We start from the raw sequence: 17727 nt of genomic DNA, 5'->3' as shown, positions 1-17727 counted from the left end.
CGCGGTGTCCGCGGATTCGCCAGATCGGAGTCGTCCTCCGCAGGGCGGAGGCCCAGCGGCACTAGGGTGCCGCACGTGGAGCAGCAGTCCGGGCACCCCTGGAACACCTTCATCGAGGGGGACAACCTCGAGGTGCTGGGTCGGCTGCGCGAGCCCGTGGACCTGGTCTACATCGACCCGCCGTACAACACCGGCAACGACTTCGCCTACCGCGACGACTTCCGGCACGGCGACGCCCGCAGCACCCGGCACCAGGCGTGGGTGGCGATGATGCGGCCGCGGCTGGAGGCGGCGCGGGCGCTGCTGAAGGACGAGGGCGCCATCTTCGTCAGCATCGACGACAACGAGATCGCCTACCTGCGGCTGCTGATGGACGAGGTGTTCGGCGAGGCCAACTTCCTGGCGCAGGTGGTGGTCAACCTCAACGCCAAGGGGCGGCAGCTGGGTAAGGGGTTCGCGACCAGCCACGAGTACCTCCTCGTCTACGCCAAGGACGCACGGCTGACCGTGCTCGACGCCAGCAGCCCCGACACCGTGGACGAGCGGGACTTCCCGCTGACGACCCCCGACGGCCGGCGCTACCGGCACCTGCCGCTGCGCAACACCAACAAGAAGTTCAACCCGACCACCGCGCGCACCCTGCACTTCACCGTCTGGGGCGACCCCGAGACGGGGCGGGTGGCGACGCTCCCGTTCGAGGGTGCGGAGGAGATCGGGCCGGTCTTCGGCGACGGCCGCCCGGCGGTCTGGCGGTGGTCCCGGCCGCTGATCGACCGGCGCCCCGACGACCTGGTCTGCCGTCGCGTAAAGGGGCGCAACGGCGAGCGGGTCGACGTGTTCCAGAGGGACTGGCTGCACGCGGGCCGGCGCAAGAAGCTGCGCACCATCTGGCTCGCCGAGGAGATCGGCTCGACCGACACCGCCGTTGCGGAGCTGAAGTCGATCGTCGGCCACGTCTTCGAGTCCCCGAAGCCGACCGGGCTGATCCGGCGGATCCTCGCGACGATGCCCAGGGACGTGCTGGTGCTGGACTTCTTCGCCGGCAGCGGTACGACGGGGCACGCGGTGGCGCTGCAGAACGCCGAGGACGAGGGCACCCGGCGCTGCCTCAGCATCAACTCCGCCGAGCCGACGCGGGAGGGCTCCAACGCCCGCAACGCCGGCCTGCTGACCGTCGCCGACATCACCCGCGCGCGGCTGCGGGCCGTTGCTGAGACGGTCGGTGGTGGCCTGGTGGAGGACCCGCCACACTGACGCCCATGACGCAGCCCCCGCCGAGCCAGTCCCCGCAGAGCCAGCCCCCGGAGTCCCAGCGCAGCAGCACGCCCGTCGCCCTCGTGACCGGAGGGTCCAGCGGGATCGGGGAGCAGACCGCGTCGCGGCTGCGGAAGGCCGGCTTCGAGGTGTACGCCGTGGCGCGCCGCGTGGACCGGATGGCCGCGCTGGAGGGTGAGGGCGTGACCACGTTCGCGATGGACGTCACCGACGACGCCTCGATGGTGGCAGGGGTGGACCGGATCATCGCCGAGCGCGGGCGGCTCGACGTACTCGTCAACAACGCCGGGTACGGCTCCTACGGCGCGGTCGAGGACGTGCCGATCGAGGAGGCCCGGCGCCAGTTCGAGGTCAACGTGTTCGGGCTCGCGCGCCTCACCCAGCTCGTCACCCCGCACATGCGCCGGCAGGCCAGCGGCCGGATCATCAACATCTCCTCGATCGGCGGGAAGTTCTACGAGCCGCTCGGCGCCTGGTACCACGCCACGAAGTTCGCGGTCGAGGGCTTCAGCGACAGCCTGCGCGTGGAGCTGTCGCCGTTCGGGATCGACGTGGTCCTCGTCGAGCCGGGCCCGATCCGCACCGAGTGGAACGAGATCTCCCGCGAGAGCCTGACCGAGACCAGCAGGGGCGGCGCCTACGAGGAGATGGCCGGCAACGTCCGGCAGGTCCTCGGGCGCGCCGACACCAGCAGGCTGATGTCGAGCCCGCCGTCGGTGGTCGCGCGGAAGATCGTCAAGGCCGCGACCGCCGGCAACCCGCGCGCCCGCTACCCGGTCGGCCGCAACGCCGGCACCATCCTGCGCGCCCGCCGGCTGCTCCCGGACCGCGCCTTCGACGCCGTCGTCAAGCGGATGTACCTGCCGTAGCGACGCCTCGCGGCGTGACGGGGGTGACCATCGCGCCGGGAGACGCGCCTACCCAATTTGGGGTATGCGCCCTCGACACCCGTTTGCGGGTCCGGGTCTCCGAGCACTGTGCACGCATGCTCAGCGGGGGGTCGCGGCGCCTGGACAATCGCTGCCTGCTGTCACGAGACCCCGTGGGGCCGACCGTGGCCGGGTGGCTGCTGGGCATGGGCACGACCGCCGCCGTCGCCGGCTCCCATCACCTGGTCTTCGGCGTGCACAGCCGCTCGGCCCACCTCGTCCTGGACACCGTGGACGCGTGCGTGGCCCTGCTCGTGACGTTCCTGCTCTGGGGACGGTTCCGCCGCAGCCTGCGCCTGCAGGACCTGCTTCTGGCCCAGGGGCTGCTCCTGCTCGCGGCCGCCAGCGTGCTGCCGGGCGCCCTCGACGCCGTCCTCGACCTCGGTGCGCCCGGTACCACCGAGGTGTGGTGGGCGATCGTGATCCGGGTGACTGCCTCCACGCTGGTCATCGCCTCGGCGCTCGTGGGGCGTGACCGTCGGCTCGCCCGTAACGCCCGGCTCCACGAGCTGGCCCCGGTGCTCGTCCTCGCTGCGGCGTTCGTCGCGCTGTGGTGGGTTCGCGACTCCCTGCCCCTCGCCCTGCCCCTGGACCCACCGGCGTCCGCGAGCCGGCCGGTGGTCACCGGACACCCGCTGCTGCTCGCCGCGCAGGCCGCTGGCGCGGTCGCCTTCGGCGCCGCCTCGCTGGTCTTCGCCGCCCAGGCGAGTCGACGCCGCGACGTCCTGCTGCTGTGGATGGCGCCGGCGTGCGGCGTGGCTGCCTTCGCCCGGGTCAACTACTTCCTCTTCCCGTCGCTCTACACCGACTGGGTCTACACCGGGGACCTGCTGCGCTCGGCGGCATACGCGCTGATGCTGGTGGGCGCCGCCCGCGAGATCGGGGAGTACTGGACCGGCTGGGCAACGGCCGCGGTCCTCGAGGACCGCCGCCGGCTGGCCCGGGAGCTGCACGACGGGGTGGTGCAGGAGCTCGGCTACATCCGCAGCACCACGGTCCTCGCCGTACCCGACGAGGACGCGCGCGCGGACCTGCTCTCGGCGTGCGATCGGGCGATCGACGAGGCCCGGGCCGCCGTCGACGCGCTTGGTCGAAGCGCCGAGGAACCCCTCGGCTTCGTCCTCCACCGTGCGGCCCGGCAGGTGGCGGAGCGGTACGGCGGCCGCGTGCTCGTCGACCTCGACGACTCCATCGAGGTCGGCCATGCCCAGCGCCACGCCCTGGTGCGGATCACGCGCGAGGCCGTCTCCAACGCGATCCGACACGGCACGGCGCGGTCGGTGACCATCCGCCTGGAGCGTGACGCCGGACGCCGCCGCCTCGTTGTGCGCGACGACGGCCGTGGGATCGAGCCGGCGGTGGTTGCGGTGAGCACGGGCTACGGCCTGACCAGCATGAGGGAGCGCGCCGCGGCCTTGCCGGGAGCGTTCGAGATCACCTCGGCCGACGGACAGGGCACGGCCGTGACCGTGGTCTGGTGACCGCGGGCGCGGCGGACCAACGAGGAACGCGATGACAAAGAAGGATGTGGCCATGGAGGAGGAGACGCCGGACCAGGTGGTCGCGCGTGCCTCCGCAGACGTGCTGCGGGTGGTCCTGGCCGACGACCACGCCCGCATGCGTGGCCGCATCCGGGAGGCGCTGGAGTCGGGCGGCTGCACGGTGAGTGCCGAGGCGGCCACGGCCCAGGAAGCCGTCGAGCTCGCCGAGGAGCACCGGCCCGACGTCGTCCTGCTCGACATCCACATGCCCGGCAACGGCATCTGGGCAGCGCGCGAGATCGCCGGCCGGTTGCCGGGGACGCCGGTGGTGATGCTGACCCAATCGGCGGAGGAGGACGACCTGTTCGACTCCTTGCGCGCGGGCGCCGCAGGCTACCTGCTGAAGGACATGGACCCCCGAGAGCTCCCCGACGCCCTGCGGGGCGTCCTGGCCGGCGACGGGGCGATGTCCCCGCGCATGCTCACCCGCGTCATGGACGAGTTCCGCGGCCCCACCAAGCGCCGCTTCGGGCGCCGCTCGCCCGCGGCTGCGCGCCTGAGCCCTCGCGAGTGGGAGATCATGCACCTGCTGTCCGCGGGCCGCTCCACCGATGAGGTGGCCAGGGAGCTCTTCGTCTCACCCACCACGGTGCGGGTGCACGTCTCGGCGGTGCTGAAGAAGCTGCGGGTCAAGGACCGCGAGAGCGCGCTACGCCTGCTGCGCGGGGAGTGACTGTCGTCCCTGGTCGACGAGCTGGCTCAGCGCGGCGATCAGCGCCTCGGCCTCGTGGAGGGTGAACTCCGAGCTTCCGAGGAGCACGAACGGTCCGTCCTCGGTGCCGGCGGCGGTGTCGATCGTGGTGCACAGTCGCAGCACGGTGCGTCGTACGAGCAGCGCACCGCCGAGGTGCACCTCGGCCTCTCGGACGGCGCGGTGCCCGATCGAGCACCATGCCGGGCAGGGCTCAGGCCTGTGGGTGTCCCGGGTGGGGGCCACTGGGGTCCTCCTGGGGGCGGGAGGGGGCGGTCGGGTGGTGGAAGAGGTGCCGGGGCCCCGCGTCGTACGACGCGGAGCCCCGGGCCTCAGGCGGTCCTCAGCGCAGACCGATGTTGACGTAGTAGGTCTGCCCGTCGTCGAGCCTGACCCCGATCCGCCAGTAGTTGCCACCCGTGCCCGTCTTCCAGTTGTAGATGTACTGCTGGGCCGTGGTGTCGTAGCGGTACGTCGTGCCGCTGTCGGCGCTGGCGGTGTAGACCGTCTCGTCGACCGGGGCCGCGGTGCTGCTGCCCTTGACCGGGGCCAGCCAGACCGGGGCCGTGGTCGCCTGGACGGGGGTGCCGTCCGCCTTCGCCAGCTGGAACTTCGCCGGCACCGTGCTCCCCGACTTGAAGATGCTGGTCGACGTGCCGACCTGGTGCGCGGTGTCGTTGATGGGCTGCAGGAACCCGCCGAACTTGTAGACGACCTGGAAGGTGCCGCTCACCTGGCTGGTGTTGCCGGCCCTGTCCGTGGCGGTCGCCGTGTAGCTGAACGTCCCGGTCCCGTTGGCGTTGCCACCGGTGACCTTGACGGTGCAGGACGCCAGCCCGGAGAAGCTGTCGCTGGCCGTGCAGGTGGCCGTCGGGACGCTGCCCAGGGTGTAGGTGCCGCCCTGGACGTTGACGTCCCCCGTGGTCAGGGTCGGCTTCTCCTGGTCGATCTTGACTCCACCGAGGGTCGTGGTCGCGGTGTTGCCCGCCTTGTCCGTCGCCGTCCCGGTGGCGGTGTTGTTCTCGCCGTTGGCGGAGAGCACCACCGGGTCGGGGCAGGTCGCCACGCCCGACAGGCTGTCGGAGCAGCTGAACGTCACCGTGACGGGGCCGACGTACCAGCCGTTGTCACCCTTGGTGCCGCTGGTGACGGCACCGGTGATGGTCGGCTTGGTCTTGTCCAGCTTGACGGTTACCGAGTCGGTGCCGACGTTGCCGGCGGTGTCCTTCGCGGTGCCCGTGACGACCCGGCCGACGGTCTCGTCGGTGACGGTGACCGGAGCCGAGATGCTGGCGACGCCGGAACCCTTGTCGTCGTCCTTGGCGGCGAAGGCGACCGTCACGTCGCTGTTGTTCCAACCCCCGGCGTTCGCGGCCGGCGAGAGGGTGTGGGTCACCGTCGGGGCGATGTTGTCCCACTTCAGGGCGACCCCGTTGACGGTCTCCTTGTTGCCGGCGTTGTCGACCGCGTAGAACTTCACGGTGCCCGCACCGCTCCCGGTCAGAGGCACGCTGACCGTGGTGCGGCCGCCGGCGACGACCTGCTCGGCGCCGCCGTCGATGCTGTAGCGGATCTCCTTGACGCCCGAGAGACCGGCCTGGTCGGCGGCGGTGAGCACGACGTCGGCCGTGTCGCCCTTGCACCAGTCGTTCTCCGCGACGCAGGTGTTGTTCGCGGTGGTGCTCGGAGCGGTGCCGTCGATGTTGATGCCTCCTACGGTCGTGCCGGCGGAGACGTTGCCTGCGACGTCGCGGGCAGGGTCGCTCGTCACCGACTGGTCCGCGCCGTCTCCCTTGACCAGCCTGCTGGTCGGGCACGTGGCCACGCCGGAGAGGCGGTCGCTGCAGGTGTAGTCGACGATCACGCTGTTCTGGTACCAACCAGCCGCGTTGGGCTCGGTCGTCGGCGCGCCGGCGACGACCGGTGCGGTGCGGTCGATGTTGATGCCCCTGACCGTCGTAGGCGCGCTCTCGTTGCCCGCCTTGTCCCTGATGCTGGCGGGGTCGGTGACGAGGCCCTTGCCCTCGCCCTCGACCACGCTGTCGGCCGGCTGGCTCGCCGGGTCGATCTTCGAGAGGGCGTCGTCGCCGACCCACCTGACCGCGACGTCGCCCCTGTACCAGGCGAGCCCGTCCCTGTCGGTGCCGCTCGGGTCGGGAAGCACCCCGGCGAGGGTCGGCTCCACGGTGTCGATGTTGATCGGCCCGACCGTGGTGTGGCTGGTGTTGCCCGCCACGTCCACGGCGTCACCGGGCGCCACCTGGCCGGCGCCGTCGTTGGCCAGCGTCGTGTCACCGGCGCAGCCGGCCACGCCGGTCTGGCTCTCCTCTGGGATGCCGGACCCGTCATCGGTGCAGGTGAACGTCACGTCGACGGGGGTGTTGTTCCAGCCATTGGGGTTCGCCGCCGGGGTGGACTTGCCTGTGATCGACGGTGCGACGGTGTCGACCTGGATGGTCTTCGTCGTCGACTTCGCCTCGACGTTGCCGGCGAGGTCGACGCTCCAGTAGGTGATGCTGTGGGTGCCGTCCGAGAGGTTCGCGGTGAACGGCCCGCCATACTTCTGGGTGTCGCCCTCGTCGACCTCGTAGTAGGTCGCGGCAACGCCGGAGCCGGCGTCGGTGGCCTTGAACGCGACCGGGATGCCGCTCTTCACGAACCAGCCGGAGTCCGGCGAGATCGGGTTGACGACCTCCGTCTTCGGGGCGGTGCCGTCGACCTGAAGCGTCAGCGGAGTGCCCGGCTTCTCGGCGTTCCCCGCGGCGTCCTCGCTCCAGTAGGAGACGGCGTGCTCGCCTTCACCCACGGAGAAGGGTCCGTCGTAGCGCTGGGCGTCGCCCTCGTCGATCCGGTAGTAGGTCGCCACGGTGCCACCGAGGTTGTCGACGCCGTGCAAGGTGACCTCGACCGGCGCGTCGTACCAGTTGGCCTCGTTCGCGTCCCCGACGTGAGCGGTCGTCACCGGTGCGGTCCCGTCGATCTTGATGCCGTCAACGGTCCTCACGGTGGTGTTGCCCGCCATGTCGGTGCAGCTCGCGGTGGCGGACAGGTTGTCGCCCTCGCCGCTGACCACGGTGGCGGCCGGCTTCTGCGCCACGCCGGACAGGGTGTCGGTGCAGGTCCAGGTGACGGTGACGGCACCGGTGTGCCAGCCGGCCGGGACTGCGGCGCCGAGGACCGGCGGGGTCTTGTCCACGTCGATGTTGGCTACCCGAGCCGAGGCGCTGTTGCCGGCGGCGTCGGTCACGGTGGTGCCGGCGCTCTGGCCCCTGCCCTCGCCGAGCACGTCGGCCGCGGGCGAGCCGGTCAGGCCGGAGCGGTCGTCGTTGGCGGTGTAGACGACGCGCACGTCGTCCCGGTACCAGCCGGCGTCGTTCTTTGTGCCCACTGCCGTGGCGGTCACGGTCGGCGCGGTCTTGTCGATGCGGACCGTAGCGGTGTCGGTGGTGGTGTTGCCTGCGCCGTCACGGGCCGTGCCCGTGACACTGTGCTCGCCCTCGGCGGTCTTCGTCACCGGCGCGCTGCAGTCGGCGACAGCCGAGCCGCCCTGGTCGGTGCAGACGAACGTGACGGTGACGTCCTGGTTGGTCCAGCTGCCGTCCACGTAACCGGCGGGGTCGAAGGCATGGCCGATCGTGGGCGCCGACTTGTCGATCTTCACGGTCGCGCTCTGCAGCGCCTCGACGTTGCCCGCCCTGTCGGTGCTCCGGTAGGTCACCGCGTGGGTTCCCTCGGTCGAGAGCGGGAAGCTGGTGCCCGTCTGGAAGGCGCCGCCGTCCACGGAGTACTCGGTCTTCGCGACGCCCGAGCCGCCGTCCTTCGGGCTGAGCGTCACGGTGACGTCGCCGTTGGTCCAGGCGTTGGACGGGCCGGTGATCCCGGTGGTCGGCGCGGTCCGGTCGATGCTCACGGCCGGCGAGCTGGTCGCCGTCGTGCTGAGGCCGGCGCCGTTCGTCACCGTGACCGAGCTCGTGAGCCCGGAACCCTCACCGGTGATGGTGGTGTCGGCGGGCGCCGTGGGGATCCCGGACTCCGGGTCCGAGGCGGTCCAGTGGATCTTGACGTCGCCGGCGTACCAGCCGTTGCCGTTCGGCGCGGTGGTCGGTGCGCCGGAGAGGACCGGGGCAGAGGTGTCGCCGGCCTGGACCGTGACCTTCGTCGAGGCGGTGTTGCCCGCCTTGTCGGTGGCGGTGCCGGTGACGTCGCCGCTCTTGGTGACGATCACCGAGTTCGTCGTGCTGCCATTGACCAGACAGCTCGCGATGCCCGACCCCTCGTTCCCGGAGTTGCTGTCGTCGCAGGTGAACGTCACGGTGACGCTGCCGTCCGGGTTCTTGACCTGCGCGGCCGTGATCGACGGTGCGGCCTTGTCGATGCGGACGACGACCGAGCCGCTGCCGCTGTTGCCCACCGCGTCGGTCGCAGTCGAGGTGCGAGTGGCGGTGCCGTTGCCGCTCTCGGTGCTCGAGGCCGGGCTGGGGCCGGTGCCCACGCCGGAGCCGGCGTCGCTGGCGGACCAGGTGACGGTCGTGTTGTCCCTGTTCCAGCCGGCGACGTTGGCCGCCGGGCTCAGCGCCGCGGTCACGACCGGACCGGTGTTGTCCGAGGTGTACGACGGGGTGGCCGTGCTTGACTGCCCGCTGCAGTTGCCCTGCTTGTTGGCCCCCGAGGCGCCGATCGTGAACGTCCTCGAGCCGTCGCCGCCCTGGGCGGTCCCGGTGAACGTCCAGAGCGACTTCCCCGACGAGGAGAAGGTCTCGCCGGTGAAGCCGGCCGGCACCCCGGTGATGCACTGGGTGTCGGTCGGCGCGTTCACGGTCAGCGTCAGCGGGGCGTTCGCCTTCGCGTAGAGAACGCCACCTCTGGTGGCCGTGCCGGTGGTGCCGGCGGTGCCGGAGAAGGCGGCGGTCGTGGTGCTGGTGGCGGCGGTGGCGGGCACCAGGGCGGCGCCGCCGAGCACCGTGGTGGTCGTGACGGCGGTGGTGAGCAGCGCACGCCACGGTCGGCGGGCGCGGCGCGGCGGGCTGCTGCTGGGCCGCGCGCTGCGGCCGGCTTGGGTGGGCTGGGACATCCTGTTCCTCCGGGACGAGCTCGTTCATCGGCGCGCCGTGCTGGGTGACGGCGACGGGTCGAGAACGACCGTAGGAACGTCGGTCGGCGCCGCGAGGCGTTTTCGCGTTCAACAACCTGAACGCCCGGTGCGCCCCGTCGGAGCGCGGCGTTCAACTACCTGAACGCCGCGTGCCTCGAGGGGTCGGGGACTGCGGACCGACTCAGACGCCGGCCGCCTGCTCCAGCGCGACGACCTCCTCGTCGAGGTGGGTCAGCAGCCGCTGCAGGTGTGGGACGGTCCGCCGGCAGCCGGTCAGGCCGAACGCCATCTGGCCGTCGTACGACGTGCAGGTGATGTTGAGCGCCATCCCGTTGATCGGGATCGAGAGCGGGTACTGGCCGACCAGCTTCGCGCCGTTCCAGTAGTGCGTGGTCCGCGGGCCCGGCACGTTGCTGATGATCAGGTTGTACGGCGGCCGCACGATGCCCTGCATCTTCAGCAGCGGCGGGAGGATCGCCGGGGCCTGGCCGAGCGCGCTCATGGCCATGATCTGGATCGGGGTCATGCTCGAGAGGGCCTCCTTGCCCTCGCGCATCGACCGGTGGATCGCCGCCAGCCGGTCGCCGGGGTCGGCCAGGTCGGTGCCGAGCTTGCACATCACCGCGCCCACCGCGTTGCCGCCCTCGGCCGAGGCGATCTGCGACTGCTTGGCGTTCAGGCCGACCGGCACCATCGCGACCAGGGGGGTGTCGGGCAGCGCGTCCAGCTCGAGCAGGTAGGTGCGGACCGCGCCGCTGCACATGGCCAGGACCACGTCGTTGAGGGTGGCCCCGCTGGCCTTGCCGATGGCGCGCAGGCGCTCGATCGGCCAGTCCTGCGCGGCGAACCGGCGCGACCCGGTGATGCTCCGGTTGAACATCGTGCGCGGGGCGAAGAGCGAGAGGGCCGAGGTCTCGTTGCGGATGCCCTTGTTCAGGGTCCGCACGAACGCGCCCGGCATCCCCGCCGCCTCCGCCGTGATCCCGAACGCCGTGCGCAGCGCCTGGATCGGGACCTGGGCGAGGTCGCGCTGCTCCTGTGCCTTCTCCTCGGCGAGCGCCGCCCGCGCCGGCGCGGCGCGCACCCCCCACGGCGCCGGCATGCCGCGCTTGTCGGGGTCGGTGCTGAGCACGCTCTGGATCAGGCGCATGGCGGAGATGCCGTCGACCAGCGCGTGATGGGTCTTGGTGTACATCGCGACGCGTCCGTCGCGCAGGCCCTCGATCACGTGGGCCTCCCACAGCGGCCGCTCCCACGCCAGGCGGGTGCTGTGCAGCCGGCCGCAGAGCTCCAGCAGCTCGCGTACCCGGCCGGGCCTGGGCAGCGCGCTGTGCCGGACGTGGTGCTCGATGTCGAACTCGTCGTCGTTCTCCCACACCAGCTGGCCGGCGGTCCTCACCGACCGCTTCGGGTGCTTGAGGAACAGCGGCGCGATCGCGTCGACGTCCCGCATCTCCTCGAACATCTGGCGGACGTAGTCACGACCGGCGCCCTCGGGCTTCTCGAAGAGCTGGAGGCCTCCCACGTGCATGGGCTGGTTGCGGTTCTCGGCGAGCAGGAAGGCTGTCGACGTCGGATCGATCGGTGAGACCACGCTTACCCCGTTTCTGGTCGTGGCGTCCGATCCTTGCCGGTGGGGACGGCCGGGACAAGGGTCCGCCGGCCGGGACACCGGGTTCCGTACGATGCGCCCCATGGCGAACCCACCTCGCGGGCGTGATCACGGGCACCACCCGCTCTCCCGGCTGCTCGTCGTGGTCGCGCTGGCCGTGGGCGTGCTCGCCGTACCGGCCGCGGCCTCGGCCGAGGACTACTCGGCGCCGCTGCAGCGGGCGATCACGGAGCTGAAGGTGGCCAAGGAGGTGCGGGCCGGCTACGACCGCGACCTCTTCCCGCACTGGGTGGACGCCGACGGCGACGGCTGCGACACCCGCGACGAGGTGCTGATCGCCGAGGCCGACGACCCGGTGACCGTGGGCGGCGGCTGCGCGCTCAGCGGCGGCCGCTGGTTCTCCTACTACGACCGGGTCTCGTGGACCGACCCCAGCCGGATCGACATCGACCACCTGGTCCCGCTGGCCGAGGCCTGGGACTCCGGGGCCGGACGCTGGAAGACCGGGACCCGGCGGCGGTACGCCAACGACCTCGGCGACCACCGGAGCTTGGTCGGGGTCACCGACTCGGTCAACCAGTCCAAGGGCGACCGGGACCCCGCGGAGTGGATGCCGGAGTTCGGCACCTGCCGCTACGTGCGCGAGTGGGTGGCGGTGAAGCACCGGTGGCGGCTGAAGGTCGACCGGCCCGAGCGCCGCGCCCTCCGGTCGCTCTCGGCGGACTGCAAGAACGCGAAGATCACCGTCCACCTGGCCCGCTGACGGGCCACTTGTCCTGCACAGGGGAGGCCTCGGCACGGGTCCTCCCCAGGGCGGCTCTCGACCCCGGCCGCCGGTCCCTGCCTGCTCCTAGCGTCCTGCGTATGCCGGAACTCGCCGGCGTCTCGACACAGGAGTTGCAGATGAAGAAGGTCCTCGTCCTCGCCGCCACCGTCGGCGTCCTCAGCACCGGCGGCGCCGCCTGGGCGGCCGCCGGCAACCCGCCCCCGGACGGCACGATCATCGACGTGAGCGGCGACAAGTACAACGGCTTCACGATCGAGCACTACGACGGGACGGTCCGCTACCCGCCCACGATCTCGGAGGCGAAGGCGGAGTGCGACGAGTACGGCAACCGGGTGAACCGCGTGCGGTGCCGGACCGAGGTGATCGTCTGGTACCGCGACCTCAAGCGGATGAAGGTGGCGCTGGACTACGCGAACGCCGCCTGACACGGCGGCCGCGGGCCTGAGGCGGAGGCGCCGGGCGCGCGCTCACTAGGATCTCCGGCATGGAGGAGGCCGGACCGCTCGACCGGGTGTGGAGCCGGGGCCGTACCTCGCTGCGGGCGCGGGTGAAGCGATGGGAGTCCAAGCGCTGGCAGATCGCCCAGTGCTCGCTGGCCGCCGGTGCGGCCTGGCTGATCGCCGCCGACGTGCTGGGGCACGACACCCCGTTCTTCGCGCCGATCGCGGCGGTGGTCAGCCTCGGGACGTCGTACGGCCAGCGGCTGCGCCGGGTGGTCGAGGTGGCGATCGGCGTCGCGATCGGGGTCTTCGTCGGTGACCTGTTGGTGGCCTGGCTCGGCACCGGCTGGTGGCAGCTGAGCCTGATCGTGGCGCTGGCGATGTCGACCGCGTTCCTGCTCGACGGCGGCCAGCTCTTCGTCACCCAGGCCGCGGTGCAGTCGATCGTGGTGAGCACGCTGATCCCGGATCCCGGGGCGGCGCTGACCCGGTGGACCGACGCCCTGGTCGGTGGTGCGGTGGCGCTGGTCGCCGCCACGGCCGTGCCCGCGGCTCCGCTGCGCCGGCCACGGGAGCAGGCGGCCGTGGTGATGCGCAAGATCGCGGCCCTGCTGCGGGCGGCGGGCGAGGTGATGGTGGACGGTGAGGTCGAGCGGGCGCTCGAGCTGCTGGCCGACGCGCGGTCCACCGACCACCTGATCCAGGAGCTGCAGGCGGCCGCCGACGAAGGTCTGTCGGTGGTGGCGTCCTCGCCGTTCCGGGTGCGGCACAAGGGCAACCTGCGCCGGATGGTCGAGCTGGTCGACCCGCTCGACCGGGCGCTGCGCAGCACCCGCGTCCTCGTCCGGCAGACGGCGGTGGCCGCATACCACCGGCGCCGGGTGCCGGGCTCCTACTCGCTGCTCGCCCTGGACCTCGCCGACGCCGCCGACGCGGTGGCCGACGAGCTCAGCGTGGACCGGATGGCGGTCAACGCGCGGCCGGCGCTGCTGGCGGTGGGCAACGCCTCGGGGCAGGTCGAGCGCACCGACCAGCTCGCCGCGGAGGTGGTGCTCGCGCAGATCCGCTCGGTGGTCGTCGACCTGCTGATGCTCACCGGCATGGACCAGATGGAGTCGACCGACGCGCTGCCCCCGCCACCGCGATGACCGAGCCGCGCGCCTCGCAGCGGTGGGTGCTGCACGTCGACCTCGACCAGTTCATCGCGGCCGTCGAGGTGCTGCGCCGGCCGGAGCTGGCGGGCCGCCCGGTCGTGGTCGGCGGCCGCGGGGACCCCACCGAGCGGGGGGTGGTGGCGACCGCGTCCTACGAGGCGCGGGAGTACGGCGTCGGGTCCGGCATGCCGCTGCGGATCGCCGCGCGCAAGTGCCCGGACGCGGTGTTCCTGCCGGCCGACCACGCGGCGTACGACGCGGCCTCGCACGAGGTGATGGCCACGCTGCGCTCGCTGACCTGGGACGGCGTGCCGGTGGTCGTCGAGGTCCTGGGCTGGGACGAGGCGTTCGTGGCGGCCGGGGAGGGGGTGGGGGGAGGGTCCCCCCGGGACAGCGACCCCCACCGGTTCGCCGAGGAGATCCGGGCCCGGGTCCTCGAGGCGACCGGGCTGCACTGCTCGGTCGGGATCGGCGACAACAAGCTGCGGGCCAAGATCGCGACCGATTTCGGCAAGCCCCGCGGGGTGGCCGAGCTGACCGGGGACACCTGGTTCGAGGTGATGGGGGAGCGGCCCACGGACGCGCTGTGGGGGATCGGCCGCAAGACCGCCCGCAAGCTGGCGGCGCTCGGCATCGACACCGTCACGCAGCTGGCGCAGGCCGACGCCCGGGTGCTGGCCGCGGAGCTGGGCCCGACGATGGGGCCGTGGTACCACCGGCTCGGCCGGGGTGTGGACAGCAGCCCCGTCGACGCGACCCCCTGGGTGCCGAGGGCGCACGGACGCGAGGAGACCTACCAGGCCGACCTCGAGGACTGGGCGCAGGTCGCCGCCGAGGTGCGGGCGCTGACCCGGCGGGTGGTCGCCGACATCGACCGCGAGGGCCGGCCGGCGGCGCGGGTCGGGATCAAGGTGCGGTTCCGGCCCTTCGTCACCGTCACCCGCAGCCTCACCCTCCCGGCGCCGAGCAACGACCCCGACCTGCTCGCCGAGGCGGCGGTCTCGCTGCTGGACCGGGTCGACCAGGACCGGCCGGTGCGGCTGCTGGGGGTGCGGCTGGAGATGACCGAGCCGGAGGGCGGCTACGAGCGCTGACTGGGCGCCGAGCTAGCCGAGCCCGGCGCGCAGCTCGCGGACGACCGAGTCGACCACGGCGACCAGGTCCCCGCCGGTGCGCTCGGCGACCGCCCGCTGCCGCTGGTACGACGCGCCGCGCCGTGGGATGTCGGCCACCGCGGCCAGCTCGGCCGCGCAGCCCAGGCGCTCCGCGACCGGCGCCAGCCGCACCAGCAGCTCGGCGAGGTCGTCGGTCACCAGCCGCTCGTGGGACTCGGCGTCGAGCACCACGATGGCGTCCAGCCCGTAGCGGGCGGCCCGCCACTTGTTCTCCTGGACGTGCCACGGCGGCATCGTCGGCAGCCGCTCGCCCGCCGCCGCCCGGGAGTCGAGGTCGACCACCAGGCAGTGCATCAGCGCCACCAGCGGCGCGAGGTCGTCGAAGTCGGAGACCCCGTCGCAGATCCGGTTCTCCAGGGTGCCCAGGTGCGTGGCCGGCCGGACGTCCCAGCGGATCTCGGAGAGCTCGTCGATCACCCCGGTGACCAGCTGGTCGGACGCGAACGCCTCGAACTCCGACCACCGCTCGAACTGGAACGGCAGCCCGGCGGTCGGCAGCTGCTGGAACATCAGCGCCCGGTTGGAGGCGTAGCCGGTGTCCATGCCGGCCCAGATCGGCGACGACGCCGAGAGCGCCAGCAGGTGGGGGTAGTGGTTCAGCAGCGAGGACAGCACCGGCAGCACCCGTTCCTGCGCGGGCAGCCCGACGTGCACGTGCACGCCCCAGATCAGCATCTGCCGGCCCCACCACTGGGTCCGGTTGATCAGCTCCTCGTACCGGTGCCCCTCGGTGAGCTGCTGCCGGGTCCAGGACGAGAACGGGTGCGTGCCGCCGCCGTACAGGTCGACCCCGAGCCCGTCGGCGACCGGGACCACCACCTCGAGGGTGCGGCGCAGGTCGGCCATCGCCTCGCCGACCGTGTGGCAGACCCCGGTGACGACCTCCACGGTGTTGCGCAGCAGCTCCTTGTGCAGCCGCCCCGGATCGGGCAGTCGGGGGCCGGCCGCGGCGAACAGGTCGGCGGCGGTGTTGGCCAGGTCACGGCTCGACTTGTCGACCAGCGCGAGCTCCCACTCGACACCGATCGTCGGCTCGGGCGAGGCCCGGAAGTCGATGCGCACCCCGCAAGCGAAGCACATCCGCGCCCTGTCAGCATGGTGCTCATGCTGGAGGCACGTGCGCTGAACCTGACGCTGGACTTCTGCCTCCGGGTCGGCGAGATGTTGCTGTCCTCCGGTGCCGGTGCCGCCGACGTCACCGCCACGATGAAGTCGCTGTCCTGGCACCTCGGCGTGCGCCACCCCGACATCGACGTCACCTTCACCTCGCTGTCGATGACGTTCCAGCCCAGCCCCGAGGACCCGCCGCTCATCCAGATCCGGCAGGTCAAGCAGCGCGACATCGACTACGAGGACCTCACCCAGGTCGACCACCTGGTCCGCGACGTCCTCTCGGACCGGGTCGACCTGATGGAGGCGCGCGCCACCCTGGCCCGGATCGTCTCCTCGGGCCACAGCACGCCGCGCTGGGCGGTCACCCTCGGCTGGGGCGTGATGTGCGCGGGCGTCGGCCTGCAGCTCGGCGGTGACGCCACGGTGATCGCCATCGCGTTCGCCGCGGCCGTGTGCATCGACCGGTCGCAGTTGATGATGTCGCGGCGCCGGCTGCCGTTCTTCTACCAGCAGGTCGCCGGGGGCGGGATCGCCACGCTGCTGGCCACCGGGGCGGCGGCGACGGGGCTGGTGGAGAACCCCTCGCTGGTCGTCACCGCGAACATCATCATGCTGCTCGCCGGGATCGGCTTCATGGGGGCGCTCCAGGACGCCCTGTCCGGCTTCTACGTCACCGGCGGCGCCCGACTCACCGAGGCGCTGCTGGCCACCTCCGGGATCATCGCCGGCGTCAGCGGCGGCCTCACCCTGGCCAAGATGGTCGGTGTCGACGTCGGACGGCTGGACCCGGGCGCGGCCGGCAGCGTCAAGGCCCTCTCGATGATGGCGCTCGGCGGCGCGATCTGTGCGGCGGCGTTCGCGTTCGCGTCGTACGCGCCCGGGCGCATCATCGTGCCGATCGCGGGCATCGCCGCGGTCTCGATGGTCATCTCCCAGACCCTGGCGCTGCAGGACGCCGGACGCACCTGGCCGACCGGCCTGGCGGCGTTCTTCGTCGGTCTGGTCAGCTACTCCGTCGCCGGCCGGCTGCGGGTCCCACCACTCGTGGTCGTGGTGTCGGCGGTCGTCCCGATGCTGCCGGGCCTCTCCATCTACCGCGGCCTGTCGCTGCTCACGGAGAGCGACACCTCCGCCTCCGAGGGGCTGCTGGCCATGGTGACCGCGGCCTCGGTGGCCACGGCCCTGGCGTCCGGCGTGATCCTCGGGGAGTACGTCGCCCAGCCGCTCAAGCGCGAGGCGCAGAAGCTCGAGAACCGGCTCGCGGGCCCGCGCCTGGTGGGTCCGCTGCGGACCCGGACCGGGCGGATGGCCCGCCGCGAACGGCGCCGCGAGCAGGAACCGGTCGCCGCGCCGGTCACGGTCACGGTCGAGGAGTGAGTCCTCGCCGGTCGGCGAGCAGCGCCAGCCACGCCGCGGCGCTGCCGTCGTACGGCGCGTCCCCGGCCGTCACCGCCGCGCGCACCCGGTCGCAGGACGTCATGGCCAGCCGGGCCACCTCGTCGGGGTAGCCGTAGGCGACCCGGTGCGCGGCGAACTCGTCCTCGTCGTCCACCCACACCCGTCCGGTCGGGCCGCGCACCACGTCGAGGTCGAGGTCGACCGCGCGCAGCACCGTGCCGTCCCACACCGGCGGCGTGGTCATGTCCACGTAGACCTGCACCGGGCCGCCGACGGCGTGGAAGGTCGCCAGCCAGCCGCGCTCCTCGTCCGGCCCGGGCGCCGGCACCAGCCCCACCTGGTCGACGGGGGCGACGTACTCCGCCCCCGGCCGCGCCATGTGGGTGCCGCCGGGGATGCCCAGCCAGTCACCGTGCTCGTCGGAGCCGAGCAGCACGGCGTCGAACTCCCAGTGGGGGCGCTCGCCCCACTTGGTCATCACCGTCCGGACCGCGGCCCCCGCGCGAAGCGTCACACCGCG

The 17727-nt window shown here is 72.4% G+C and carries 14 protein-coding genes; 9 read left to right on the top strand and 5 right to left on the bottom strand.

The genetic code is table 11. The annotated features are described in order from the left end of the window. The first annotated feature begins 75 nt into the window (after positions 1-75). From ABD268_RS07865 to ABD268_RS07850, 4 genes are all read left to right on the top strand, one after another. The gene (locus ABD268_RS07865) at positions 76-1254 is read left to right on the top strand and encodes a site-specific DNA-methyltransferase (protein WP_344149805.1); all 1179 of its coding nucleotides are present in this window, start codon (positions 76-78) and stop codon (positions 1252-1254) included. A 5-nt stretch (positions 1255-1259) separates the two neighbouring features. Then, the gene (locus ABD268_RS07860) at positions 1260-2144 is read left to right on the top strand and encodes an oxidoreductase (protein ID WP_344149803.1); all 885 of its coding nucleotides are present in this window, start codon (positions 1260-1262) and stop codon (positions 2142-2144) included. A gap of 173 nt (positions 2145-2317) precedes the next feature. Then, the gene (locus ABD268_RS07855; RefSeq protein WP_344149801.1) at positions 2318-3685 is read left to right on the top strand and encodes a sensor histidine kinase; all 1368 of its coding nucleotides are present in this window, start codon (positions 2318-2320) and stop codon (positions 3683-3685) included. Positions 3686-3737: 52 nt separating this feature from the next. After that, entirely contained in the window at positions 3738-4418 is a 681-nt protein-coding gene (locus ABD268_RS07850) for a response regulator (RefSeq protein WP_344149799.1), read from the top strand. On the opposite strand, the gene ABD268_RS07845 is transcribed toward ABD268_RS07850, so the two are convergent. The 3 genes from ABD268_RS07845 to ABD268_RS07835 all read right to left on the bottom strand — a co-directional run bounded on the left by ABD268_RS07845 (position 4395) and on the right by ABD268_RS07835 (position 11122). Beyond that, positions 4395-4682: a hypothetical protein gene (locus ABD268_RS07845; RefSeq protein ID WP_344149797.1), complete on the bottom strand. Its 288-nt coding sequence runs from the start codon at positions 4680-4682 to the stop codon at positions 4395-4397. The two genes, ABD268_RS07850 and ABD268_RS07845, sit on opposite strands and share 24 nt — an antisense overlap. Positions 4683-4779: 97 nt before the next feature. Further along, positions 4780-9507: an OmpL47-type beta-barrel domain-containing protein gene (locus tag ABD268_RS07840; protein WP_344149795.1), complete on the bottom strand. Its 4728-nt coding sequence runs from the start codon at positions 9505-9507 to the stop codon at positions 4780-4782. A 202-nt stretch (positions 9508-9709) separates the two neighbouring features. Further along, positions 9710-11122 carry a WS/DGAT/MGAT family O-acyltransferase gene (locus tag ABD268_RS07835; RefSeq protein ID WP_344149793.1) on the bottom strand — a complete coding sequence of 471 codons (1413 nt, stop codon included), beginning with the start codon at positions 11120-11122 and terminating at the stop codon, positions 9710-9712. A 100-nt stretch (positions 11123-11222) separates the two neighbouring features. Here ABD268_RS07835 and ABD268_RS07830 point away from each other — a divergent pair, with 100 nt between their 5' ends. From ABD268_RS07830 to ABD268_RS07815, 4 genes are all read left to right on the top strand, one after another. After that, complete coding sequence (locus tag ABD268_RS07830; RefSeq protein ID WP_344149791.1) at positions 11223-11903, top strand: HNH endonuclease family protein; 681 nt, start codon at positions 11223-11225, stop codon at positions 11901-11903. 140 nt (positions 11904-12043) lie between these two features. Then, a complete protein-coding gene (locus tag ABD268_RS07825; RefSeq protein WP_344149788.1) occupies positions 12044-12352 on the top strand; it encodes a hypothetical protein in 309 nt (102 codons plus the stop codon). 59 nt (positions 12353-12411) lie between these two features. Continuing rightward, entirely contained in the window at positions 12412-13515 is a 1104-nt protein-coding gene (locus ABD268_RS07820; protein ID WP_344149786.1) for an FUSC family protein, read from the top strand. Then, a complete protein-coding gene (locus ABD268_RS07815) occupies positions 13512-14615 on the top strand; it encodes a DNA polymerase IV (protein ID WP_344149784.1) in 1104 nt (367 codons plus the stop codon). The genes ABD268_RS07820 and ABD268_RS07815 overlap by 4 nt, the downstream gene beginning before the upstream one ends. Positions 14616-14627: 12 nt before the next feature. Here the strand turns inward: ABD268_RS07815 and ABD268_RS07810 are convergent, their stop codons facing one another. Next, positions 14628-15758 carry a glutamate--cysteine ligase gene (locus ABD268_RS07810; protein WP_344149782.1) on the bottom strand — a complete coding sequence of 377 codons (1131 nt, stop codon included), beginning with the start codon at positions 15756-15758 and terminating at the stop codon, positions 14628-14630. A 42-nt stretch (positions 15759-15800) separates the two neighbouring features. Here ABD268_RS07810 and ABD268_RS07805 point away from each other — a divergent pair, with 42 nt between their 5' ends. Continuing rightward, positions 15801-17186, top strand: a complete 1386-nt coding sequence (locus ABD268_RS07805; RefSeq protein WP_344149780.1) for a threonine/serine exporter family protein — start codon at positions 15801-15803, stop codon at positions 17184-17186. Here ABD268_RS07805 and ABD268_RS07800 read toward each other — a convergent pair. After that, positions 17170-17721, bottom strand: a complete 552-nt coding sequence (locus ABD268_RS07800; protein ID WP_344149778.1) for a DUF402 domain-containing protein — start codon at positions 17719-17721, stop codon at positions 17170-17172. The two genes, ABD268_RS07805 and ABD268_RS07800, sit on opposite strands and share 17 nt — an antisense overlap. Positions 17722-17727 lie beyond the last annotated feature (6 nt).

Source organism: Nocardioides koreensis, from assembly GCF_039531775.1.
Lineage (GTDB): Bacteria > Actinomycetota > Actinomycetes > Propionibacteriales > Nocardioidaceae > Nocardioides > Nocardioides koreensis.
Note: the sequence above shows the minus strand (reverse complement) of the source record. Positions and strands in the feature narration are given on the sequence as shown.

What these genes read in the sequence shown, in the direction of transcription:
- ABD268_RS07860 (WP_344149803.1), top strand. Translation starts at nt 1,260, where the DNA reads ATGACGCAGCCCCCGCCGAGCCAGTCCCCGCAGAGCCAGCCCCCGGAG.
- ABD268_RS07850 (WP_344149799.1), top strand. Translation starts at nt 3,738, where the DNA reads ATGGAGGAGGAGACGCCGGACCAGGTGGTCGCGCGTGCCTCCGCAGAC.
- ABD268_RS07840 (WP_344149795.1), bottom strand. Translation starts at nt 9,507, where the DNA reads ATGTCCCAGCCCACCCAAGCCGGCCGCAGCGCGCGGCCCAGCAGCAGC.
- ABD268_RS07830 (WP_344149791.1), top strand. Translation starts at nt 11,223, where the DNA reads ATGGCGAACCCACCTCGCGGGCGTGATCACGGGCACCACCCGCTCTCC.
- ABD268_RS07825 (WP_344149788.1), top strand. Translation starts at nt 12,044, where the DNA reads ATGAAGAAGGTCCTCGTCCTCGCCGCCACCGTCGGCGTCCTCAGCACC.
- ABD268_RS07820 (WP_344149786.1), top strand. Translation starts at nt 12,412, where the DNA reads ATGGAGGAGGCCGGACCGCTCGACCGGGTGTGGAGCCGGGGCCGTACC.
- ABD268_RS07815 (WP_344149784.1), top strand. Translation starts at nt 13,512, where the DNA reads ATGACCGAGCCGCGCGCCTCGCAGCGGTGGGTGCTGCACGTCGACCTC.
- ABD268_RS07805 (WP_344149780.1), top strand. Translation starts at nt 15,801, where the DNA reads ATGCTGGAGGCACGTGCGCTGAACCTGACGCTGGACTTCTGCCTCCGG.